The 22,095-nt window shown below is 63.5% G+C and carries 19 protein-coding genes; 16 read left to right on the forward strand and 3 right to left on the reverse strand.

The window, feature by feature from the left end:
• Window positions 1–1,047, forward strand: coding sequence for a PIN domain-containing protein (locus I6F16_RS08480; RefSeq protein WP_225173595.1), 1,047 nt, complete (start codon window positions 1–3; stop codon window positions 1,045–1,047).
• 985 nt (window positions 1,048–2,032) lie between these two features.
• Window positions 2,033–3,745 carry a tetratricopeptide repeat protein gene (locus I6F16_RS08485; protein WP_225173596.1) on the forward strand — a complete coding sequence of 571 codons (1,713 nt, stop codon included), beginning with the start codon at window positions 2,033–2,035 and terminating at the stop codon, window positions 3,743–3,745.
• A 248-nt stretch (window positions 3,746–3,993) separates the two neighbouring features.
• Here I6F16_RS08485 and I6F16_RS08490 read toward each other — a convergent pair whose 3' ends face one another.
• Both I6F16_RS08490 and I6F16_RS08495 read right to left on the reverse strand, forming a co-directional pair.
• Entirely contained in the window at window positions 3,994–4,818 is an 825-nt protein-coding gene (locus I6F16_RS08490; RefSeq protein ID WP_109144841.1) for an SDR family NAD(P)-dependent oxidoreductase, read from the reverse strand.
• A gap of 23 nt (window positions 4,819–4,841) precedes the next feature.
• Window positions 4,842–4,979, reverse strand: coding sequence for a hypothetical protein (locus I6F16_RS08495; RefSeq protein ID WP_225112045.1), 138 nt, complete (start codon window positions 4,977–4,979; stop codon window positions 4,842–4,844).
• A gap of 153 nt (window positions 4,980–5,132) precedes the next feature.
• Here I6F16_RS08495 and I6F16_RS08500 point away from each other — a divergent pair, with 153 nt between their 5' ends.
• From I6F16_RS08500 to I6F16_RS38165, 11 genes are all read left to right on the forward strand, one after another.
• Window positions 5,133–6,638, forward strand: a complete 1,506-nt coding sequence (locus tag I6F16_RS08500) for a glucan biosynthesis protein G (protein WP_225112160.1) — start codon at window positions 5,133–5,135, stop codon at window positions 6,636–6,638.
• Window positions 6,626–8,746, forward strand: coding sequence for a glucans biosynthesis glucosyltransferase MdoH (mdoH, locus tag I6F16_RS08505; RefSeq protein ID WP_225173597.1), 2,121 nt, complete (start codon window positions 6,626–6,628; stop codon window positions 8,744–8,746). Before I6F16_RS08500 ends, mdoH begins: the two co-directional genes overlap by 13 nt.
• A 141-nt stretch (window positions 8,747–8,887) precedes the next feature.
• Window positions 8,888–9,943, forward strand: a complete 1,056-nt coding sequence (locus I6F16_RS08510) for a sugar phosphate isomerase/epimerase family protein (protein ID WP_225112047.1) — start codon at window positions 8,888–8,890, stop codon at window positions 9,941–9,943.
• A 15-nt stretch (window positions 9,944–9,958) separates the two neighbouring features.
• Complete coding sequence (locus tag I6F16_RS08515) at window positions 9,959–11,134, forward strand: Gfo/Idh/MocA family oxidoreductase (protein WP_225112048.1); 1,176 nt, start codon at window positions 9,959–9,961, stop codon at window positions 11,132–11,134.
• A 448-nt stretch (window positions 11,135–11,582) separates the two neighbouring features.
• Window positions 11,583–12,407 carry a BTAD domain-containing putative transcriptional regulator gene (locus I6F16_RS08520; protein WP_225173598.1) on the forward strand — a complete coding sequence of 275 codons (825 nt, stop codon included), beginning with the start codon at window positions 11,583–11,585 and terminating at the stop codon, window positions 12,405–12,407.
• A 97-nt stretch (window positions 12,408–12,504) separates the two neighbouring features.
• Entirely contained in the window at window positions 12,505–13,653 is a 1,149-nt protein-coding gene (locus tag I6F16_RS08525) for a hypothetical protein (RefSeq protein ID WP_225112049.1), read from the forward strand.
• Between the two features lie 61 nt (window positions 13,654–13,714).
• Complete coding sequence (locus tag I6F16_RS08530; protein WP_036006916.1) at window positions 13,715–13,945, forward strand: hypothetical protein; 231 nt, start codon at window positions 13,715–13,717, stop codon at window positions 13,943–13,945.
• A gap of 47 nt (window positions 13,946–13,992) precedes the next feature.
• On the forward strand, window positions 13,993–16,017 hold the full coding sequence (locus I6F16_RS08535) for a S8 family serine peptidase (protein WP_050996019.1): 2,025 nt from the start codon (window positions 13,993–13,995) through the stop codon (window positions 16,015–16,017).
• A 292-nt stretch (window positions 16,018–16,309) separates the two neighbouring features.
• Window positions 16,310–16,471 carry a DUF2934 domain-containing protein gene (locus I6F16_RS08540; RefSeq protein ID WP_074447557.1) on the forward strand — a complete coding sequence of 54 codons (162 nt, stop codon included), beginning with the start codon at window positions 16,310–16,312 and terminating at the stop codon, window positions 16,469–16,471.
• The gene (locus tag I6F16_RS08545) at window positions 16,468–16,653 is read left to right on the forward strand and encodes a hypothetical protein (protein WP_074447556.1); all 186 of its coding nucleotides are present in this window, start codon (window positions 16,468–16,470) and stop codon (window positions 16,651–16,653) included. Before I6F16_RS08540 ends, I6F16_RS08545 begins: the two co-directional genes overlap by 4 nt.
• 129 nt (window positions 16,654–16,782) lie before the next feature.
• The gene (locus tag I6F16_RS38165; RefSeq protein ID WP_036006918.1) at window positions 16,783–17,061 is read left to right on the forward strand and encodes a DUF2934 domain-containing protein; all 279 of its coding nucleotides are present in this window, start codon (window positions 16,783–16,785) and stop codon (window positions 17,059–17,061) included.
• A 285-nt stretch (window positions 17,062–17,346) separates the two neighbouring features.
• Here I6F16_RS38165 and I6F16_RS08555 read toward each other — a convergent pair whose 3' ends face one another.
• On the reverse strand, window positions 17,347–19,134 hold the full coding sequence (locus I6F16_RS08555; RefSeq protein ID WP_057026455.1) for a peptide ABC transporter substrate-binding protein: 1,788 nt from the start codon (window positions 19,132–19,134) through the stop codon (window positions 17,347–17,349).
• A 333-nt stretch (window positions 19,135–19,467) separates the two neighbouring features.
• On the opposite strand from I6F16_RS08555, the gene I6F16_RS08560 reads away from it, so the two are divergent.
• The 3 genes from I6F16_RS08560 to I6F16_RS08570 all read left to right on the forward strand — a co-directional run bounded on the left by I6F16_RS08560 (window position 19,468) and on the right by I6F16_RS08570 (window position 22,086).
• Window positions 19,468–20,250: a MetQ/NlpA family ABC transporter substrate-binding protein gene (locus I6F16_RS08560; protein WP_036027487.1), complete on the forward strand. Its 783-nt coding sequence runs from the start codon at window positions 19,468–19,470 to the stop codon at window positions 20,248–20,250.
• Between the two features lie 160 nt (window positions 20,251–20,410).
• Entirely contained in the window at window positions 20,411–21,448 is a 1,038-nt protein-coding gene (locus I6F16_RS08565) for a putative FMN-dependent luciferase-like monooxygenase (protein ID WP_225112050.1), read from the forward strand.
• Window positions 21,449–21,486: 38 nt separating this feature from the next.
• On the forward strand, window positions 21,487–22,086 hold the full coding sequence (locus tag I6F16_RS08570; protein WP_225112161.1) for a CMD domain protein: 600 nt from the start codon (window positions 21,487–21,489) through the stop codon (window positions 22,084–22,086).
• Window positions 22,087–22,095: the final 9 nt, after the last annotated feature.

Here is a 22,095-nt window from a genome sequence, read left to right on the forward strand (position 1 = left end):
ATGGCTACGAGGACGCGTCGGAAGCCTCAGGTCTTTCTGTTGATCGATACATGCGTTTGGCTCGATCTAGCTAAAGACTATAGCCAGCGCTCGTTGCTTTCGGCTTTGGAAGAGTTGGTCCGGATGGGGCAATTGTCGCTTGTTGTGCCGGCCGTTGTTACCGAGGAGTTCGAGCGCAGTAAGGAACGGATCATCGAAGAGAGCGGTCGAAGCATTGGCAGCACTCTTCGTCGCGCCAAAGAAATGCTCTCCAAGCTGGGAGACGAAAAGGACAAAGCTGAGGCCATTCGCCAGCTCAATGAGATAGACCAGCAATCAATAAACTACCGCGATGCAGCGGCAGAAGGCGTGAAGCGCATTGAAAAGCTGTTCAAGCGGTCGGTCCAAATCAGAACCGCATCCGAGTTCAAGCTTGCGGCAGCGGAACGGGCCATAAAGAACAAAGCGCCATTTCACCGCCAGCGCAACAGCATGAACGACGCCCTGCTCATTGAGATATATGGGGCACTCCAGAAGGGACGCGGCGGCCAATTCGTATTCGTCACGCACAACATCAAAGACTTCAGCAACATGGGTGTCGATGAGCTAAAGCCCCATCCGGACATTGCCAAGTTCTTCTCTAGCAAGTCTCACTACTTCACCAAGCTAGGAGACGCACTGAACAAATTCAGGCCGGATGAGTTCAATGACATCATGATTGAGCAAACCTGGTTCGACCCGCCACGGCGCTATGCCGAAATTCAAGAAGCTGTCAGTAAGCTGCTCGATAAAGTCTGGTACAACCGGCATCAGGTGTGGTTAGAGAAGGTGGCTTCAGGTGAAGCCGTGATCATCGAGGATGGTGAGGAACGCGGAAAAGATCCATTCGGGCTGCGGACACACCGGAGCGTCTATGAAGGGGCTCGCAAAGCAGCAAAGCGTGTCGAGCAAAAGTACGGCTTAGAAGAGCTTGGTCCTTGGGATGATTTCGAGTGGGGGATGATCAACGGGAAGCTTTCAGCTCTACGCTGGGTGCTCGGCGACGAGTGGGACATGCTCGACACGTGATGTAAAAAGCCAATGAGCGAGTGGCTTGCGCCGTTTGACGATTGGAATGTCCAAGGCCTGCGCATGGTAGTGCTATCTTGTTAATTCTGTGATGAACTGCAAGGTGTCCACGCGAGCCGAGTTCTGGTAGATCAGCAAGTCTCATCGGAGGCGCAGGGTGCCGTTTCGCACCCTGTCAACCCCTCCCCAACAAAATATTCCAATTTACCGAAATTCGGAAATATCGTACACCCTGCCCATCCGGCTCATCTTGAGGGGCGATCGCGTCGTCGTCTTGATCGCGAGCCGGGCTTGCGGTGGACGCGGCAGCGTCGGGCGCGAAGGGTGCGGGCAGGGAGGGGTAGTCCCCGGTGAGCTCGCGGCCGCGCGCGGACGAACGGCGCTGCTAGGTTTCGTCTCGTCTGTAAGTTTCCGGCGCTGTCGACGGAGCTGGGAAAACTGCGGCGAAATGGCGGGCCGTGCGTGTGGTCCTGGCCGTCGTTGCTACGGTCAAGCTCTCGCGAATGCGGCATTGGCGTCAACCGGCGCGGTGCCGGTGACTTTTGCGAGGGTGAGGGAGGCCAGAAGGAACTCGGCTCCCGGGAGAGCACGGCATAAGCCGTCCGACCATCGCGCAGGGAAGGCCGAGTGATTGGCACCACCTGTATGCTGCTGTGCGGTTTTCTGCGTGTGCGTTTTGCGCAGCGGACCGCGGGTGCGATGTCAGCACCCGGTCTTCCCTGCGCCCTCTTGGCTCAAGAGGGTGGAGTGACAAGGCAAAGCTCGGGCGAATTCAGCCGCGAGAACGCGGAGCTGCGTCCCGCATTTGGAATCGAGGCTGATTGGCGAATGGCCAGTGTGGGCTGGGGTGACCGCGGCGCGCCGCCGCATCTGCGTGATGTTGATGCCCCGCTCCGAGCTTTGGCACCGACGGTTCTGTGATCACCATCACAGGCGTGGCCGCCTTTCCCGTCTATACTGCCGGCTCGGAGGCAGGGTGGCGACCATGCGGTATCGGATTGCACTGGTTTTCAGTTTCTTTTTCTTCACGTCTCTGGCAGCCGCTGATCGTGCGGCCGCAGACGATCGGACCATCTGCGCGCAGCGCGGCCATGAAGACCGCATCGCCGCGTGCTCGCGGCTGATCGCAAAGAGCGGCGGGCGCGACGCCGTGGCGTTCGACAATCGCGGTGCCGAATATGGCGACAAGGGCGACTACGATCGCGCAATCTCCGATTTCAGCGAGGCCGTCCGCATCGATCCGAAATACGCGCTTGCCTGGCAGCATCGCGGCGCCGCCCTGCTTCGCCGGAACGAGGTGGATCGGGCCATCGCCGACCTGACCCAGTCGATCCGGCTCGATGCAAACAATCTGAACGCCTTGAACGACCGCGGCATGGCCTATGCCGCTGCAGGTGATTCCGAGCGCGCGCTTTCGGATTACAACGCAGCGATCCGCATCAATCCGAGGTTCAAGTTCGCCTACTTCAATCGAGGGCGGCTCTATGCCGGCAAGGGCAACCACACCCGGGCGATCGCCGAATACTCCGAGGTCATTCGCATTGACCCGACCTACGGCTATGCGTTCAACAATCGCGGACTGTCCTATCGGGACACCGGCCAGTCCGAGCGTGCCGTGGCCGATTTCAGCGAGGCGATCCGGCTTTTGCCGAGGACGACGCTGGCCTACAACAACCGCGGCGACATCTATCTCCTTCAGGGCAGGTACGATCAAGCCCTCGCCGATTTCAATGAGTCGCTGCGCAATGATCCGCAACATCAGAGCGCGCTGGTAAACCGCGGAATGGTGTTCGAGAAGCTGGGCGAGGTCGCAAAGGCCCGCGCCGACTTCAACGCAGCTCTGGCTGCTCCGCAGAAGTACGACAGCGCGAAATGGTCGATGGACAAGGCGCGCGAACGCCTCGCCGCGCTGGACGATACGTCCATCAAGACCGTTCCCGCCACCACCACGTCGGTCATCGCGCTGCCGGGACCGTCAAGCAGAAATGACAGGCGCATCGCGCTCGTGGTCGGAAACTCCGCTTATGAGAATGTCGCAGCGCTCGCCAATCCGGCGCGCGATGCGGCGCTCGTCGCCGAAACGCTCAAGCTCACCGGATTCGAATCCGTCACGCTGCTGACCGATCTGCGCAAGGATGCGTTGACCGCGGCGCTGCGCGACTTTGCAAGGCAGGCGGAAATCGCCGACTGGGCGATGGTGTATTACGCCGGTCACGGCATGGAGGTCGGCGGCGTCAACTACCTGATCCCGATCGACGCGAAGATCGCCTCCGACCGCGACGTCAGCTTCGAAGCCGTGGCGCTGGACCAGGTGTTGAACGCGGCGGAACGCGCCAAGCGGCTGCGCCTCATCGTCCTCGATGCCTGCCGCGACAATCCCTTCGCCAACCAGATGAAGCGCACCATGACGCTGGCGTCGCGTTCGGTGTCGCGCGGCCTTGCGGCGATCGAGCCCGAGGCGGGCACGCTGGTGGTGTATGCCGCAAAGGACGGAGAGATGGCGCTCGACGGAGAGGGCAGGAACAGCCCGTTCGCCACGGCGTTCGTCAACAACATGCGCAAGCCCGGTCTCGAGGTGCGCCGGCTGTTCGACGTCGTGCGTGACGACGTCATGGAGGCGACCAATCGTGCACAAAAACCGTTCAGCTACGGATCGGTCTCGGGCCGGCAGGATTTTTACTTCGTTGCCGGGAAATGAGACGCAAGGCTTTGGCTGTCGCGCGGGCCAAAATTCACGGTATTGAGCCGAAATTCGGAAAATACCGCAGAAAACCCGCCCATCCCGGCTCATCCTTGCGCGGACGAACGGCGCTGCTAGGTCGCCTGCAATGAGTGGCGCCTGTCGGAGGCATGTTGCCCCTTGGTCCATCGGCGCAAGGGTCCTGTCCGCGGGTCACGCATCGTGCCCGACAATCGGACTTGCGACATGGTGACATTTTCGGCCGCTCACGCCGGCCACGCCTGTCCACCGCCGTCGATCCGCAACACCTGGCCCGAGACGAAGGCACCCATGGGTCCTGCAAAAAACTCGACCACGCGCGCGACCTCGTCGACGGTGGCGATGCGGTCGAGCGTCCCGGTCTCGACCATCCGGTTGGGGTCGACCGCTCGGGTGCCAAGAAATCGGCCGGTGCGGGTGTCACCGGGCGCGATGCAGTTGACGGCGATGTCGTAGGCACGGAGCTGGTCGGCAAGACAACGCGTGTAATGCGTCACGCCGGCCTTCGCCACCGCATAGATCGAGCCGTTGGTGCGGCCCTTGAAGGCGGCGACCGAGCCGAGCGTGACGATGCGGCCGCGCCGCCGCTCCATCATGCCCTTCGCGACCGCCTGGCAGGTCAGGATGGTCGAGAGCAGGTTCCGCTCCAGCACGGCCCGTATGTCGGCTTCCTTGATGTTCACGGCGTCGTTCGGATCAGGCTTGCCACCCGCAGCGGCGATATCGCCGCCCGCATTGTGCACAAGGATGTCGATCGGCCCGAGAGCGGCCTCGGTTTCGGCAATCACCCGCGAAATTGCGTCGCTGCGGGTGAGATCACCCAGCACGCGCAGGGTGCGCACGCCGAATTCTCGGCTGATCTCCGCGGCAACGGCAGTGAGCGTGGTGCCCTCGCCATATTCCGCCGGTCCGTTCTCGCGCATGCCGTGTATCGCGACGCTGGCACCGAGCGCGGCGAGCTTTTCCGCAAAGGCGCGGCCGAGCCCTCGCCCTGCGCCGGTCACCAGGGCCACCTGCCCAGCCAAAATCCTCGTCCTGTCAGGCGATGCCATGATCCTCTTCCTGCTATGAAATGTCACTCCGCTGCGACATTGAAGCCGATCGCCAGCGCTTGCACCAGGCACATCGGCGCCACCCCCGTGCGGAGCACCGGCTTGGGCATGTCCTGGATCTTGAAGACGGCGCTGGCGCCCTCGATGGCACGCGTTCGCACAGAGACACTGCCGGACGGCGAATTTCATCCGGTTTGGGCATTTAGCTTACCTCTATTTGGCCGCTCCTCGAGTTGGGCGCCGGACGGGCTGGAACTCGTGGGCGTGATGGTCGTTTGCTTGGCCGGGGCAGCAGTAACGATCGGGGAGAGCACGTGAACCGACGCCAGCTTGTTCAAGGGTCGGCAGTGCTGCCGGCGTTGCTGCTTGCTTCCCGATGCAGTCTGGCCGCCCCTTCGGATGACATGTTCGGGCCGTCCACCGTGAGGGACCTGGCGCGGAGGCTGGCGGGCAAGCCCTACGAGGCGCCCGACGAGAAGCTCCCGGGCGGATTGAAGGACCTGGACTACGATCAGTATCGTTCGATCCGCTTTTTGCCCGAGCGGGCGCTCTGGCGCGGCAAGAATCTTCCGTTCGAAGCGCAGTTTTTCCACCGCGGCTTCTTCTACAAGAACAGAGTGAACATCTTCGAGGTCGCGGACGGAAAGGCATCCGAGCTCAAGTACCGCAAGGCGGACTTTTCCTTCGGCGAGAAGGTCCCTGCGTTCGAGGACAGCGATCTCGGGTTCGCAGGCTTCCGCATCCATGCGCCGATGAACCGTCCCGACTATTACGACGAGGTCTGCGTCTTCCTAGGGGCGAGCTATTTCCGCGCCGTGGCCAAGGGGCAGACGTACGGGCTCTCCGCCCGGGGACTTTCGATCGATACGGGCGAAGCCAAGGGCGAGGAATTTCCGCTCTTCAAGACGTTCTGGCTCGAACGGCCGGCGCCGGGTGCGACCTCGTTGGTGATTCATGCTCTGCTCGACAGCAGGAGCTGCACCGCGAGCTACCGGTTCACCGTGCGCCCCGGGGAGACGACGGTCTTCGACGTCGAGATGTCGGTCTACCCGCGCGTCGAGATGCCGCGCGCCGGTCTCGCGCCCATGACCAGCATGTTCTTCTACGGTCCGAACGACCGCAACGACATCGACGATTTCCGCCCCTCCGTCCACGATTCCGATGGCCTTGCGATCTTCAACGGGAAGGGCGAAAGCCTCTGGCGGCCGCTCAGCAATCCCCGCGATCTCCAGATCAGCACCTTCCAGGATCTCAATCCGCGTGGCTTCGGGCTGATGCAGCGGGAGAGAAACTTCTTCGCCTACCAGGACATCGAATCCAGTTTCGAAAAACGTCCAAGTCTCTGGATGGAGCCGATCGGCGATTGGGGCGAGGGCGGCGTCGTGCTGTTCGAGATCCCGACCAAGGAGGAGATCCACGACAACATTGCCGCATTCTGGCGCCCGAAAAGCCCGCTCCAGGCCAAGGGCGAACACAACTACACCTATCGGCTGCATTGGGGGCCGGATAGCCCGAAGCCGCATTCCCTGGCCAGATTCACGCGAAGCGGGATAGGGGCGAGGGGCGGAGATGCGCGCCTGTTCGTGCTCGATCTGCATGGCGACAACCTCAAGGGCGTCGATCCTGCCGCTGTCAAAGGCGCGGTGTCGGCGGGGAAGTCTGAGGTGAAGAACATCGTCACGCAGCCTAATCCCTACACCGGTGGGTGGCGGCTCAGCTTCCAGTGCCAGGTGAAAAGCGAGCCGATCGAGCTGCGGGCATTTCTGGCAGAAGGCGACAAGCCCTTGTCGGAAATCTGGGTCTACCGATGGGCACCCTGAGCACTGCACCGCGGCCGATTGCCGGCGATATCGCGACCCAGCGCCTGCTGCCGACGGAGGCCCCCCTTCCGATGGCTCCTGGCGACCTCGGAAAAAGCCTGGTACCCGACCGTATTCCTGCGCCGGTTGCCCCCGCAATGGCCTGGCGGCGCGGCCTCATTCTGCTCTCGACGGCGGCGCTCACGGGGGCCGGCGGATATGAGATGTATCGCGTGCTGCAGGTCGGCGGCGTCACCGTCCTTGAAGCCATGGTGCTGGCGCTCTTCCTGGTCCTGCTCGCCTGGGTCGCCTTCTCCTTCGCCTCCGCGCTGGCCGGCTTCTTCGTGCTGCTGGCCCATCGTCCAGGCGCCTTTGCGCCGGACGAGGAGCTGCCTGCGATCGCAAGCCGCACCGCCATGCTGCTTCCCACCTACAATGAAGATCCGCACCGATTGACGGCGCGGCTTCGCGCGATCATCGAATCCCTGGAGACGACCTCGCAAGGAAAGCTGTTCGACTGGTACGTTCTGAGCGACAGCACCGATCCCGACATCTGGGTCGCCGAGGAAAAAGCGCTCCTCGCGCTGCGACAAGCCGTCGGAACGCCAAGGCTGTACTATCGCCATCGAGCCGACAACACGGCTCGGAAAGCCGGCAACATCTCCGAGTGGATCACGCGGTTCGGCGGCGCCTACGACTTCATGATCGTGCTCGACGCCGACAGTCTCATGAGCGGGCAGACCATCGTCCGACTGGTCCATGCCATGGAGAGCAATCCGAGCGCCGGCCTCGTCCAGACGCTCCCCATGGTCGTCAACGCGCGAAGCCTGTTCAGCCGAGTCCAGCAATTCGCAGGCCGCCTCTACGGACCGATGATCGCCGCCGGCGTCGCCTGGTGGCACGGCTCGGAAGGTAATTACTGGGGCCACAACGCGATCATCCGGGTGAAGGCGTTCGCGGAATCGGCCGCGCTGCCGCAGTTGCGCGGACGCAAGCCATTCGGCGGGCACATCCTGAGCCACGATTTCGTCGAGGGTGCCTTGATGCGGCGGGCCGGGTGGGGCATCTACATGCTGCCGACGCTCGGCGGGAGCTACGAAGAGGTGCCGCCTTCGCTGCTCGATTTTGCGGCGCGCGACCGACGCTGGTGTCAGGGCAATCTTCAGCATCTGGCTGTCGTGCCAGCGCGGGGTCTCCACTGGGTATCGCGCGTGCATTTCATGGTGGGGATAGGGGCATATCTGACGGCGCCCCTCTGGCTGCTGTTCCTCTTGCTGGGAATGTTGATCTCGCTGCAGGCCCGCTTCGTGCGGCCGGAGTATTTTCCGAAGGGTTTCTCGTTGTTTCCGACGTGGCCAGCCCAGGATCCCGTGCTCGCCATCTGGGTGTTCGTCGCCACGATGGGTCTGCTGCTGTTGCCGAAGCTGCTCAGCCTCGTGCTCGTTTGGATGCGCGGCTCGGTGAGACGCCAGTTCGGCGGCGCGTTGCGTGCTTCGGCCGGAGTTCTCGCAGAGATCGTCGTATCCGCGCTGATGGCGCCGGTGATGATGATCTTTCAGTCGATCGCGGTGATCGAGATTCTGGCCGGCCGCGATGCCGGCTGGCAGACGCAGAGGCGCGACGACGGCACAGTGGAGCGCCGCGAACTCTACCGGAAGTACGGCATTCCAACCCTGTGCGGCGTTGCGATGGCCGCAAGCGCCTACGCGGTTTCGGTGCCCCTTCTGCTTTGGATGTCGCCGGTCATCGTTGGGCTGCTGTTCGCCGTTCCCATAGGCGCGCTGACCGCCATGCCCGCCTTCGGAAGATTGTTTGTTACTCCCGAAGAACGAGAGCCGCCTTCCGTGCTGCGGCGAGCGAACGAACTCAGCGCGTCGGCAGACGTAGGGGGCAGCCCCGCCTTGGTGGAGCTGCGCCAAGACTCCGCGCTCCTGGCCTTCCACCTCGCGCAGTTGCTGCCTCCTCGCGCCACCAGGCCCGACACGGTCGACGCCAACCTGGCGGTCGGCCGTGCCAAGGTCGATGCAAGCGAAACTTTCGAGGAGGCCGCAGAGCATCTATCCTCGCGAGAAATCTTCTCGATCTTGAACGACGGTCCGGCGCTTTCCAGCGTGTTGCAGAAGCGATGAAGCTGCGGCCTGGATCTGTCCTGCGGCCGTTTGAAGCTTTTCTCGTTGCATAGTCCGGTATTGCTCTCTCCCTTGATGGCCGGCATCCTCGAACCAAGTGCGCGGAAAGCGCCCAAAAACGTCCAAGGAAGGAAGCACGCGATGAAGATGATCAAAGGGCCTGCGATATTCCTCGCTCAGTTCGCTGGCGATGCGGCGCCGTTCAATTCGCTCGATGCCATATGCGGATGGGCCGCCTCGCTTGGCTACAAGGGAATCCAGATTCCGAGTTGGGATGGGCGGCTCTTCGACCTCAACAAGGCCTCGGAGTCCCAGGCCTATGCCGACGAGGTGAAGGGTGTTGCGGCTCGGCACGGGCTTTCCATCACCGAGCTTTCGACCCATCTGCAAGGCCAGCTCGTCGCCGTTCACCCGGCCTATGATGCGCCGTTCGACGGCTTCGCCGCGCCGGACGTGCGTGGCAATTCCAAGGCCCGCACGGAATGGGCCGTCGATCAGGTCAAGCGCGCCATCCTGGCGTCCCGGCGGCTCGGGCTGACGGCCCAGGCAACGTTTTCCGGCGCGCTTGCCTGGCCCTATGTCTATCCCTGGCCGCAGCGCCCCGCCGGCCTGATCGAGACCGCCTTCGACGAACTCGCCAAGCGCTGGCGGCCGATCCTCGACTATGCCGACGAGCACGGTGTCGATCTCGCCTATGAGATCCATCCTGGCGAGGACCTCCACGACGGTGTCTCCTACGAAATGTTTCTCGAGCGGGTGAACAATCATCCGCGCGCGAACCTGCTCTACGATCCCTCGCACTTCGTGCTGCAACAGCTCGACTATCTCGACTACATCGACATCTACCACCAGCGCATTAAGGCGTTTCACGTCAAGGACGCCGAATTCAATCCGACCGGTCGCCAGGGCGTCTATGGCGGTTTCCAGAGCTGGGTCGACCGTGCCGGCCGCTTCCGCTCACTCGGCGACGGTCAGGTCGATTTCGGCGCCATTTTCTCCAAGCTCACGCAATACGATTACGACAGCTGGGCGGTGCTCGAGTGGGAGTGTGCCCTGAAACATCCCGAGCAAGGCGCGGCCGAGGGCGCCGAGTTCATCCGAAACCATATCATCCGGGTGACGGAGAAAGCCTTCGACGATTTCGCAGGCAGCGGCGCTGACGCGGCTGCCAACCGCAAGATGCTCGGCATCTCCTAAAAGAGAGGGTGCAACATGGCGATCGAAGCAAGCAACGAAACCGGCGGCCATCGTCGTATCCGGCTCGGCATGGTCGGCGGTGGCCAGGGCGCCTTCATCGGTGCCGTCCACCGCATTGCCGCGCGCATCGACGACCAGTTCGAGCTGGTCGCCGGCGCGCTCGCGTCGGATCCGGTTCGCGCCAAGACGTCCGCAAAGGAGCTCGGTATCGCTGACGGCCGGGCCTATGGCTCCTTCGAGGAGATGGCGCGGGCTGAAGCGGCGAGGGCGGATGGCATCGAGGCGGTCTCGATCGTGACACCCAATCACCTGCACAGCCCGGTCGCGAAAGCTTTCCTTGAAGCCGGCATCCACGTCATCTGCGACAAGCCGCTGACGACGACCGTTGCAGAGGCCGAGGAACTGGTGGCGCTGGTCAGGAAGACGGGCAGGATCTTCGTCGTCACGCACAATTACACCGGCTATCCCATGATCCGGCAAGCGCGCGCCATGGTCGCGAATGGCGATCTCGGCGAGATCCGTCTCGTCAAGGCCGAGTATCTGCAGGATTGGCTGACTGAGCCATTGGAAACCACCGGCCAGAAGCAGGCGGCGTGGCGCACCGACCCGTTCCGGTCCGGCGCCGGCGGGTGCATCGGCGACATCGGCACCCATGCTTACAATCTTGCCTGCTTCGTCAGCGGGCTCGAGCTCGACGAATTGCTCGCCCAATTGTCGATCTTCGTCGAGGGGCGGCGGCTCGACGATGATGTCCAGATCCTCCTGAAGTGGAAGGGCGGCGCCAAGGGCATGCTGTGGGCGAGTCAGGTTGCCGTCGGCAACGAGAACGGGCTCACGCTGCGCGTCTACGGCAGCAAAGGCGGCCTCGAATGGGCGCAGGAGAATCCGAACCATCTCTGGTTCACACGCTACGGCAAGCCCAGGCAGCTCCTGACCCGCGGCGGAGCCGGCGCAATGGGCGAGGCCGCCCGCGTTAGCCGCATCCCATCAGGCCACCCTGAGGGCTACCTTGAAGGCTTCGCAACGATCTATGCCGAGGCGGCGCGCGCCATCCGCGCGGCAGCGGCCGGTGAAAAGCCGCATCCCGACGTCGTCTTCCCGACGGTCGAGGATGGCCTCGCCGGCGTGAAGTTGATCGATGCTGCGGTGAAGTCGTCGGCGGGTAATGGCGTCTGGGTTCGGATGACGTAAGGCGGTCGCGAAGCCGCGAACCCGTTGTCGACGGATCTGCTCTATATGGATGCAATCATGACCCATGACTTCGCTTTGTCGAGTACCGTCGAGTGGGACAACTTGCACGGCATTCGGTGCGTCACGTCATGCGACAGCTTGCGGCGTCCGGCGTCCGCACGAAAGATGCATCAAATGCGAGCAATTGTGGCGCCTGCAATTTGCATGCTGACTATGGGCTACCTCACACATCTGAAATTTCCGCTCTCACAAATTGCTGACGCGGAGCCAAGGCGAGTTCCATTGCTTTGTCTAACCTAGATTGTATGGTGCCCGTAAGAGCATCCGGTCTGATCGACGATGTGCGGCCAATCGGCGCTGTCCGTGTCCTAGTGATCATGATCATAAGAAGAATGTTCGCCCCTGGATAGAATGAGGGACAGAAGACAATGACCGAAGGAAAAGGACAATGTCGCTGCTCCAGATCAATCTCTTCGGCGGTGTCGAGGTCGTGTGTGCGACCGGCGAGTCGGTGTTGATCCCCAGTCGCAAGGCTGCAACTCTCCTGGGCTACGTGGCGCTCAGTTCCCCTCGCGCCATTTCGCGCGGCAAGCTCGCGACGCTGTTGTGGGACGGTCATTTCGGCGATCGCGCGCGCGCCAGTCTTCGACAAGCCCTGCTCACGTTGCGGCGTGAGCTGCCGCGATATTCGGATGTGATCCTGGCCGATCGCGATGATATACGCATCTGTCCGAACAGCATCAGCACCGATGTCGGGGAGTTCGAGCGGCTTTTGACGGGAGGGGATCCCGAACGTCTGGCCCGCGCGGCGGTGCTTTATCGCGGCGACCTTCTCGAGGGCATCGGCTCGACATCATGCCAATTCGAGGCCTGGCTGTCTGCCGAGCGCCAGCGACTGCGGACCCAGGCGATGCGGGCGCTTGCGGGCCTGCTCGACTCCGGCGGGCGCGAACACATGGATATCGCGATCGCACTCGCGCTACGGATCCTCGCAATCGACCCGTTGCAGGAAGAGATTCATCGCATCTTGATGCGCTGTTACGCGCAGCAAGGCCGCCGGACCGATGCGCTCCGTCAGTACGATCTCTGCCGCTCCGTACTGTGGCGCGAGGTTGGCGCAGCGCCGGAGCGAGAGACGGAACGGCTGCAGCTCGAAATCCGGCACACGTTCCGAGCCGCTGTGAGATCTACTTCACTCAAATTGCCTCGCGATAAGAATTCTGACGCAACTTTCACGCTCGACGTGACGCCTGCATCACGATCCCTGTCGTAGCCTTCAGCCGCTCGCACAATCGTGCGCAGTGATCCCGCCTCCCTGTGGGGAGCGCGTGTCGCTCACGGCTCAAGCACTTCATCAGGAGATTTTGAACATGACTGGATTTCAGCAACAGACTGAGGACTACGGCCAATTGGACCCGCAGGGGATCTTCGGCTCGATCCTCGGCGGCGCGGCCGGACGCGTTATCGGCAACCTGCTCGGCGGCAAGAAGGGGAAGCAGATCGGCGGCGCGATCGGCAACATCGGTGGTGGCTTCCTGCCGTTCTCGGCCGGTCCGGACATGCAAGGTACCGTGCAGGTCTCCGACATGGAGTTGCAGGGCTTCTGGAGCGTGCTGAAGAAGATCGGCCAGGGCGTGCAGACCGGCGTGAATGTCGGCAAGCAGCTCGGCGTGTTCAGCGCCCAGCCTGGCCTGGAGCCCGCGGCGGCGCAGGTTTCCGACATGGAGCTGCAGAGCTTCTGGAGCGTGCTGAAGAAGATCGGCCAGGGCGTGCAGACCGGCGTGAATGTCGGCAAGCAGCTTGGCGTGTTCAGCGCCCAGCCCGGCTTGGAGCCCGCCGCGGCGCAGGTTTCCGACATCGAGCTGCAGAGCTTCTGGAGCGTGCTGAAGAAGATCGGCCAGGGTGCCCAGACCGGCCTCGATATCGGTCGCCAGCTCGGCGTGTTCAGTGCCGGCCCCGGCGGTCAGCCTGCCGCGGCGCAAGTCTCCGACATGGAGCTGCAGAGCTTCTGGAGCGTGCTGAAGAAGATCGGCCAGGGCGTGCAGACCGGCTTGGACGTCGGCAAGCAGCTCGGCGTGTTCAGCGCCCAGCCCGGCCTGCAGCCCGCGGCGGCGGAGGTCTCCGACATGGAGCTGCAGGGCTTCTGGAGCGTGCTGAAGAAGATCGGGCACGGCGTGCAGACCGGCTTGGATGTGGGCAAGCAGCTCGGCGTGTTCAGCGCCCAGCCCGGCCTGCAACCCGCGGCGGCGCAAGTCTCCGACATGGAGCTGCAGAGCTTCTGGAGCGTGCTGAAGAAGATCGGCCAGGGCGTGCAGACCGGCTTGGATGTGGGCAAGCAGCTCGGCGTGTTCAGCGCCCAGCCCGGCCTGCAGCCCGCGGCGGCGCAGGTCTCCGACATCGAGCTGCAGGGCTTCTGGAGCGTGCTGAAGAAGATCGGCCAGGGCGCCCAGACCGGCCTCGATATCGGCCGTCAGCTCGGAGTCTTCAACGCCGGCCAGCCCGCTGGCACGATGCACTAGACCCAACGCGTGGGGGCGGGCGCAAGCCCGCCCTCTGCGCTTAGACGTGAATGGAAACCAGATGGCCGATTCAACCGCGTCGCAGCAATTCATCGTGCAGGGAGGCCCGGTCCAATCCGGTGAGCTCAACGAACACTTGCAGCGTGAACCCGGCGTGAAGCGAGTCGCGCAAGTCGCACCCGATGTCGTCATCCTGTCGATGACGACGACACAGGCCGATCGCCTGAAATCGACGTTTGCCACGCTGGTGGTCGAACCGGATTCAGCGCTGAAGCCATTCGATGCCGACTGACGTCGGTGGGCAAACATTGGACACGCAAAACATCAAGGAGGCCGCAGATGGCCACGAAAGGCAAATCAGGAACTTCCACGCAGGGCGAGCACGACGCGACCGAAGCCGCGATGAACGGCAATGGGTCCGTTCCGGACCAGGGCACCGCTCCATCATCGTCAAGGGGGCAGGAGCCCGCAACGATCGCAGCGCGCCCGGCGCAATTCATGATCGCGCCGCAGCAGCAGCCCGGGCTTGCGACCTTCAGCGTCGATTTCCTGACTCAGCAGCTCAGCAACAGTCCCGACATCGAAGTGGTGAAAACGGTCTCTCCGCCGCGCCTGTTCGGATTTCAGAGCGCAGAGCTCGGACAAGTGCCGCTCAGCCCGCTGGTCCTCGCCAAGATGACTCCTGACAAGGCCAAGTTGCTGCAGACCCAGGCGGGACAGCGTTGCGCGGTGGAGCGCGACGAGCGGCTGAGCTACATGCTCGATCCGACCACGCCGCAGCTGCCCAATCCGGGGGTGCTGACACCGCTGGCCGACGGCTTCACGACCACGATCGAAGTGCTGGGCCAGGATGGTCCGCTGCCTGAAGCCGAGGTTTATGTGTTCGGCAGCATGTGGCCGGCCCAAGGCATCACCGACGCCACCGGCCGCGCCACAGTGACCCTGCAAGGCGAAAGACCCGAGACCATCCGCTCGATCCTGGTCAAACCGAAGATCGACTACTGGACCTTCTGGCTCGATCGTCCGCAGCTCGTTCCTAACAGCGTCAACCGGATCGTTGCCAGGGCGCTCGGCGCGGTGTTGCGGAATTTCCCCGGCCAGCAATTGATGGGATGGGGTGAGCGCGCGATGGGCCTTGATCGTCTGCCTCCGTCCTTCGATGGCGCCGGCATGAAGATCGCAGTCATCGATTCCGGCCTGGCGCCGACCCATCGCAATCTGCACGGCATCACGGCAGGCACCAGTATCGTCGGGACCGACAAGGCGGCCTGGACCGTCGATACGATCGGCCACGGATCGCATTGCGCTGGAATCATCGCTGGCGGACCCGTCGGCGCCGGTGGCGGCATCCGCGGCTTCGCTCCCGCGGCGGAAATCCACGTCTGCCGCATCTTCCCCGGCGGCCGGTTCAGCGATCTCGTCTCCGCGCTCGATTACTGCATGGAGCATGGCATCGATGTTGCCAATATGAGCCTGGGCGGCGGCGAGCCTTCGCGCATTATCGAGGAACGCATCATCCGGGCCAAGCAAATGGGTATGGCCTGCATCATCGCCGCGGGCAATTCCTCGGGGCCGGTGCAGTTTCCCGCGTCGACGCCGCATTGCCTGGCGGTTGCCGCGATCGGCAAGTGGGGCGAATTCCCCAACGACAGCTATCATTCGCAGCAGGCCCTCGACGGCTTCCAGAGCCGCGACGGATATTTTCCGGCAAAGTTCTCCTGCTTCGGTCCGGAGGTCGACGTCTGCGCGCCTGGTGTGGCGATCGTCTCGTCGCTTCCCGCCGATGGCTTCGGAGCATGGGACGGCACCTCGATGGCGACTCCCCATGTCACGGGCCTGGCCGCGCTGGTGCTGGCGCATCATCCGGACTTCACCAAAGGCAACTTTCAGAATCGCGACGCACGCCGTGTCGAGCGGCTGTTCCAAATTCTGAAGGAAACCGCGACGCCGCTGCAGTTTGGCGACCCAAATCGGACCGGCGCGGGATTGCCGAACGTGATGCGGGCACTCGGCCTGGAAACCGGCGTCGCCCCGGTGATCGCCGCCGCTACCGCAACCGACCCTGCGCTGGCAACGTTGCGGCGTCTGCTTGGATTGCAGTCGGTCGAAGCGCCGAGCATGGTTCCCGTGGGGTCGCCGCCGCCATCCGCCGATCCCGTGCACGGCAGTGCGATCCACGTGGCGCGCGGTCCGGCACAAACGGCGGCCGCAATGAATCTGCAGTCCGTCGATCCGATCAAGAACGGATCGAGCTCCGTCGCTCACGGTCCCGCACAGACCGCAGGCGCGGCAGTCGCGCCCATGATGGTGGATCCGAATCCGGCGCAGATCCGGGAAATCATGCACAGGGTGGGATTGCTCTAACGCGCGTCCTTGGCATCTCAGAAAGGGGCACAGCAGCAGCTGTGCCCCGAGTGCCGACTGCCTTGAGGCAATTGCTGCGGCCGCTCGCCTTGGGAACATGGTGGATTGTTTGCCGCGTCCTGGATTTTCCTTCGCGGCGTCGTGCCGCACAGGCGCAGCTTGGAACTCTCGCGCCCGATCGAAACTTGACTCCGCGGGTCAGCATCGCCGCCGATCGCTGGCCTGCACGGCCCCGCCTCCAAGCCCCCCATACCCCCCTGGGTGGGGCCGTGCTTCCAAGCAGGAGGTGCAATTGTCCGAGCCGACCGAGCAAGAGATCAGAGAACGCGCGCACCAATTGTGGGAGCAGGCGGGCAAGCCCGAAGGGCGCGAGGAGGAATTTTGGCACGCGGCGGAGCAGGAGCTGCGCAACGAGGACAGGTCGAGCACGCTGCGGACGCCGGATACGCTGTGACCGACAAGACCTGCCCATTCTGCCAGGGTCTTGGATGGGTCTGCGAAAACCATCCGCTCCGGGTCTGGAGCGAGAAGCTCGGCGGCTGCCGCTGTGGCGAGGGCATGCCCTGCTCCTGCAACACGACTGAGGACCCTGAAATCAGGGTGGTGATCGTCGAAGCCGACACGACGTGGCACTAGCGGCGCCCAACCGATGCCTGCTCGGCTGGTCACTTCCGAAACGCTGCACCTCAGGGAACGGACCATCCCGGAAAGGAATTTAGTGTCCGCACGGCTCCGACAACAATTCTTTCCGCGGCAGTTTCGGTGGTGGACGAGCAGAAGAAGCTAGAGCACCAGATCGAACTCGCAACGCGAGCGGCCTCGCTCGTCAGGGATGAAACCACCGGACAACGCTTCAGGAGCTTCGCGGAGGAACTGAAACGAAAGCTGCTTCGCATAATGCGCCGTGGCAAGGTGCGCACACGCGCCTATGAGCTCTGGGAGCAGGCGGGACGGCCGAGCAATCGCGAGTTGGAGTTCTGGCTGGAAGCCGAACGTCAGATCGAAGATGAACGCGAGGAGCGAAAGAGCTCGGGCGCTTCATAGCGCCGGGCGGTATCTCCGTCCTCTGCGCGCGGACCGTAGGTTCCGGTCGCGCGAGCAAGGAAAAAGCCGCCGGGTTGTTCACCCTGGCGGCGTCACAAAGTCCGTAGCTGTTGATGGTCTTCCCAGCCTCGTGCGTACCGCCGTTACCTTGTTTGCGGCCATGCCTGATCCTTGTAGGCGAGGTTGCGCGATTCCGCTGTGATCTGGAGCACACAGTGGAAAGGATTCGGTGTCACGTTCTGAATCCCGCGCTGCGCTGCAACCATCAGCGCGCTCACGGGCTCCTCAGGTCCGATACCACGCCGCCAGGTTCCACGTGATGGTGTCCCAGCCGGAGATGTCGATCATCAAATTGTTGGCGCCGGCGTTGACGACGTGGCGCGAGAGCAGGGGCAGGAATACGTTGGCCTCGCAGAAGATCTCGTCGACCTTCATCAGCAGCGCGGCGCGCTTGACCGGATCGAGCTCGTTCTGCGCGGCCTTGTAGGCCTTGTCGGCTTCGGGATCGGAATAGCGCGAATTGTTGCGGCCGAGCCATTTGTTGTCCTTGGTGGCGATCTCCCAAGACACGCACTGGTTCAGCAGACGCTCCGGATCGGGCTGCGGCTGCGTGGTGTTGTACATCTCCATGTCGGCATAGAATTTCGAGTAGGTGTCGGGATTGCCGACGTCGGAGGAGAAGAACACGGAGGCGGTGACCGCCTTGATCTCGATGTCGATGCCGGCCTTCTGGCACGCCTGCTTGATGATGGCCTGCGTCTTCTGCCGCGGCGCGTTGGTCGAGGTCTGGAATACGTATTTGAGCTTCTTGCCGTCCTTCTCCCGGATGCCGTCCGCGCCCTTGGTCCAGCCGGCCTCGTCGAGGATCTTGTTGGCCTTGTCGATGTCGAACTCGTATTTCAGCTTCGGCGACTTGAACTGCTTGGGCGCGTTGACGAAGCTCGCGGTGGCGATGGCGCCGCGGCCGTAGATGAACTTCTGGATCGAATCGCGGTCGATCAGGAAGTTGATCGCGCGGCGAACGGCGGGATCGGACAGCGTCGGATGCTTGGTCTTGACGCTGGAGCGCTCGCCGTCGACCTCGGTCCAGGGGTCTGTCGTGTTGAGGATGATGAACTCGACATTGCCTGAAGGCGTGATCTCGAGCTTGCCCTTGCCGCCGGCCTCCATGCGCTTGAGGACCTCCTCCTCCACCTGCATGTTCCAGGCGAAGTCGTACTCGCCGGTTTGCAGCACGGCGCGCGCCGCGGACACCGCGTCGCCGCCGCCCTTGATCTCGACCATGTCGAAATGCGGCTGGTTCTTGATGTGATAGTCGGGATTGCGCTCGGCGCGGATCATGTCGCCCGGCTTGAACTCGACGAATTTGTACGGGCCGGTGCCGACCGGCTTCAGATTGCCCGGCGCTTCGCGCGACTTGGCCCCGACATACTCGCCGAAATGATGCTTCGGCAGGATCATCCCGACCGAGCCGACGAACGGATCCGCCCAGAACGGCGTCGGCGCCCGGAAGATCACCTTGACGGCGTGGTCGTCGATCTTCTCGACCTTGATGTCCTTGTAGGAGCCCGTGGTGTAGGCCGCGGTGGCGAGATCCGCGGCGTATTGCCAGGTGAAGACGACGTCGTCGGCGGTGAAGGGCTTGCCGTCATGCCAGGTCACGCCCCGCTTCAGCTTCCAGATCACGCTCATGCCGTCGGCCGCAAGGCCGCCGTTCGCCTTGGTCGGCGCCTCGGCGGCGAGGCAGGGAATGAGGTTGCCCTCCTTGTCCCAGCCGGCGAGCGGCTCGAAGAAGATGCGCGAGGCGATCTGGTCCTTGGTGCCGAGCGCGAAGTGCGGATTGAGCAGGGTGGGCGCCTGCCAGAGCAGCATCTTGAGCGTGCCGCCGCCGCCGGCCTTGGCCGGCTTGTACGGCAGCGTGGCGTCAGCCATCGCGACGTCGTGCCAGACCAGGATCTGGCTCGCGATCGGCGCTGCGATTCCGACCGCGGCCATTGTCCTGATGAATGAGCGCCGAGACAGCGTGCCTTGCTTCACCTCTGCGACCAGATTGCGGATTTCGTTCTCGTTCATTGGATGATCCCCACTTCGTCGCCACCGGCTCAGTGCGCGCTAACTCAGCACGTCGGGCGTGGTGGAGTCAAAGAGAAGGACGCCGGCCCGGCTGCGGATGGAACGAAAGTGCAATCCGGGATTCTTGCCACGAGCGGCAGCAGCCCTGCTTGCGCGGCGCTTCATCCGGGTTACGCGCGCGCACTTTGTCGCACTCTGCATTCGTTTTCCGTTTGCGGCCGAATGGAGAAAGGCTGGCCCCGAGCCGCGGACAATATGGATTTCCATTTCATTGATTTCGCACCGCAGAAAAGGGAATACGGGTCCGTTGCCGCAAGACCCAAGGAGACCAAGATGCCGTTTCGCCTTCCCCTGATTCTCTCTGCCGTGCTGGCCGCATGGTCCGCCGCAGCCGCGGCCGAGACCATCAAGATCGGCGTGACGCCGGGGCCGCATGCGCAGATCCTCGAAGCCGTGAAGCCGATCGCCGCCAAGCAGGGCCTCGACATCCAGCTCCTGGAGTTCTCCGATTACGTGGTGCCGAACGCCGCGCTCGATGCCGGCGAGATCCAGGCCAATTCGTTTCAGAACCAGCCTTACCTGGACAACCAGAAGGCCGACCGCGGCTACAAGATCGAATCCGTCGGCCTGACCGTGAACTTCCCGATCGGCGTCTATTCGAAGAAGCACAAGGCCTTCGGCGACATCCCCGCGGGCGGCAAGGTCTCGATCCCGAACGACCCGACCAATGGCGGCCGCGTGCTGCTGCTGCTGCGCGACAAGGGCGTGATCAAGCTGAAGGACGGCACCGGCTTCAAGCCGACCGTGCTCGACATCACCGACAATCCCAAGAAGCTGAAGTTCATCGAGGTCGACGCGGCGCAGGCACCGCGCGCGCTCGACGACGTCGATGCCGCCGCGATCAACACCAACTATGCAACCCAGGCGGGCCTCGATCCGGTCAAGGATCCGATCCTGCGCGAGGACCCGAAGGGGCCCTATGTCAACCTGATCGCGGTGCGCAGCGCCGACAAGGACAAGCCTTGGGTCAAGATCCTCGTGGACAGTTACCACACGCCTGAGGTCAAGGAGTTCGTCCTGACCAAGTTCAAGGGCGCGGTGCTGCCGAGCTGGTAGGCAATCTGCCCGCCCAGAGTCCACATGAAGGCGATCCGGCGGGCAGCCTTGCGATCAGCCTTGCGCAGGAATCTTGCGTATGTGCCCTGCGTAATGCCCGCTTGTCGGGAACTGCGGCAACCGACATCATCGGGGCCCATCCTCGCCCGACAGGGATCGTATGAAACGCTTTGCCAACCTGAAACGTCTGGGCTTCTTCACGCGGCTGCTCGACGAGGCGCCGGCGGCGGACCGCTATCGCTTCGCCGCCGAGCAGATCGTGCGCGCCGAGAAGGCCGGGCTCGATTCCGCGTGGATCGCTCAGCATCATTTCCATGAGCGCGAGGGCGGCCTGCCGTCGCCCTTCACGTTCCTGGGTTATGCGGCCGCGCAGACCTCGCGCATCCGCCTCGGCACCGGCATCGTCACACTGCCGCTGGAGAACGCAGTGCGGGTGGCGGAGGACGCCGCGGTGCTCGATCTCCTTTGCAACGGCCGCTTCGAGCTCGGCGTCGGCACCGGCGGCAACCCGTCGGCCTTCGCCGCTTTCGGCCTCGACAGCGCCCAGCGCAACGAGATCTTTGCCCGCAATTTGGACATCGTCCGCAAGGCCCTGACCGGCGAGCCGCTCAATGGCGGCGACACGCTCTATCCGCAGCGGCCGCAACTGGATAAGCGCATCTGGCAGGCGACATTCTCCGTTGCCGGCGGCGCCCGGGCCGGCAAGGCCGGCGACGGCCTCCTGCTCTCGCGCACGCAGCCACGGGCCAAGGACGCGCCGAACGCGACGCTCGCCGAGATCCAGAACCCGATCATCGATGCCTATCTCGCCGCGCTGCCGCCGGGCTGCGAGCCGCGCATCATGGCCTCGCGCAGCGTCTTCGTCGCCGACGACCATCGCGAGGCGCTGCGCCTCGCCGATATCGGACTGCGTCGCGCGCTGCCGCAATTCATGAAGGGCGGACATCCCCCTCCGGGCGAGACGCTGGAGGAGATGATCACCGCGTTCGACACCCATGTCGGCGATGCCGACCACGTCATTGCCTCGCTCCGCGCCGACGCCACGCTGGAACGGGTGACCGATCTCGTCTTCCAGGTGCATTCGGTCGATGCGCCGCATGCTGACGTCCTGCGCTCCATCGAGCTCGTCGCCGACAAGGTCGCCCCAGTGCTGGGCTGGACCCGGACGGCCGCCAAAGACATTGCCCTCGCAGGCTAGCCGGAATGAACGAAAAACGCGTTGCACGAGGCTGAATGATGGGAACGCAAGACATCATCGACACGCTCGCCGGCATCGAGCCCGGCTCCACGCTCGACGCCATCCGCGCGCGCCGCCTGCAGGCGCGCGAGAATGCGCAGAAGAGCTATCTCGCTTTGTTCGAGCCGATCGAGGCCGGCGATTTTTCGCTTGCCGAGCGCGCGGTGGTCGCGGCCTTCGCGACCGGGCTCCATGGCGAGTCCCCCGTCGCCGCCTTCTATCGCGACAAGCTTGCCGCGACTGCGGATGGCGCGCCTCTGCTCGATGCGATCAACGCCGAGATCGAGCGCGGCAAGACCTCCGGCCCATACGGCGCCTATCCGGCCGGTCCGTTGTCGATCGAGAACAAGGCCGGCTTGATCTATCGCGTCAGCGCGGAGCGCAAGCCTGTCCTCGGCGCCAGGCTGGTCGCAGCATTGGAGCACGCGCATCTGCTTCTCTTCCACCCGCGCGATGCCGCGTCCGCCGACATGAAGGCGCTGCTGGCTGCCGGCTGGTCATCCACCGGCATCGTCACGTTGTCCCAGCTCGTTGCGTTCCTGTCGTTCCAGGTGCGCGTCGTCAGCGGCCTGCGCACGCTCGCCGCAGCGAACGCGTAGGAGGTCCAA

Origin of the sequence: Bradyrhizobium sp. IC4060, from assembly GCF_020193715.1 — a bacterium.
GTDB classification, from domain to species: domain Bacteria; phylum Pseudomonadota; class Alphaproteobacteria; order Rhizobiales; family Xanthobacteraceae; genus Bradyrhizobium; species Bradyrhizobium yuanmingense.

Excerpts from the sequence above, each read along its gene's own strand:
- I6F16_RS08480 (WP_225173595.1), top strand. The coding sequence starts at position 1 with ATGGCTACGAGGACGCGTCGGAAGCCTCAGGTCTTTCTGTTGATCGAT.
- I6F16_RS08485 (WP_225173596.1), top strand. The coding sequence starts at position 2,033 with ATGCGGTATCGGATTGCACTGGTTTTCAGTTTCTTTTTCTTCACGTCT.
- I6F16_RS08490 (WP_109144841.1), bottom strand. The coding sequence starts at position 4,818 with ATGGCATCGCCTGACAGGACGAGGATTTTGGCTGGGCAGGTGGCCCTG.
- mdoH (WP_225173597.1), top strand. The coding sequence starts at position 6,626 with ATGGGCACCCTGAGCACTGCACCGCGGCCGATTGCCGGCGATATCGCG.
- I6F16_RS08510 (WP_225112047.1), top strand. The coding sequence starts at position 8,888 with ATGAAGATGATCAAAGGGCCTGCGATATTCCTCGCTCAGTTCGCTGGC.
- I6F16_RS08515 (WP_225112048.1), top strand. The coding sequence starts at position 9,959 with ATGGCGATCGAAGCAAGCAACGAAACCGGCGGCCATCGTCGTATCCGG.
- I6F16_RS08520 (WP_225173598.1), top strand. The coding sequence starts at position 11,583 with ATGTCGCTGCTCCAGATCAATCTCTTCGGCGGTGTCGAGGTCGTGTGT.
- I6F16_RS08525 (WP_225112049.1), top strand. The coding sequence starts at position 12,505 with ATGACTGGATTTCAGCAACAGACTGAGGACTACGGCCAATTGGACCCG.
- I6F16_RS08530 (WP_036006916.1), top strand. The coding sequence starts at position 13,715 with ATGGCCGATTCAACCGCGTCGCAGCAATTCATCGTGCAGGGAGGCCCG.
- I6F16_RS08535 (WP_050996019.1), top strand. The coding sequence starts at position 13,993 with ATGGCCACGAAAGGCAAATCAGGAACTTCCACGCAGGGCGAGCACGAC.
- I6F16_RS08555 (WP_057026455.1), bottom strand. The coding sequence starts at position 19,134 with ATGAACGAGAACGAAATCCGCAATCTGGTCGCAGAGGTGAAGCAAGGC.
- I6F16_RS08560 (WP_036027487.1), top strand. The coding sequence starts at position 19,468 with ATGCCGTTTCGCCTTCCCCTGATTCTCTCTGCCGTGCTGGCCGCATGG.
- I6F16_RS08565 (WP_225112050.1), top strand. The coding sequence starts at position 20,411 with ATGAAACGCTTTGCCAACCTGAAACGTCTGGGCTTCTTCACGCGGCTG.
- I6F16_RS08570 (WP_225112161.1), top strand. The coding sequence starts at position 21,487 with ATGGGAACGCAAGACATCATCGACACGCTCGCCGGCATCGAGCCCGGC.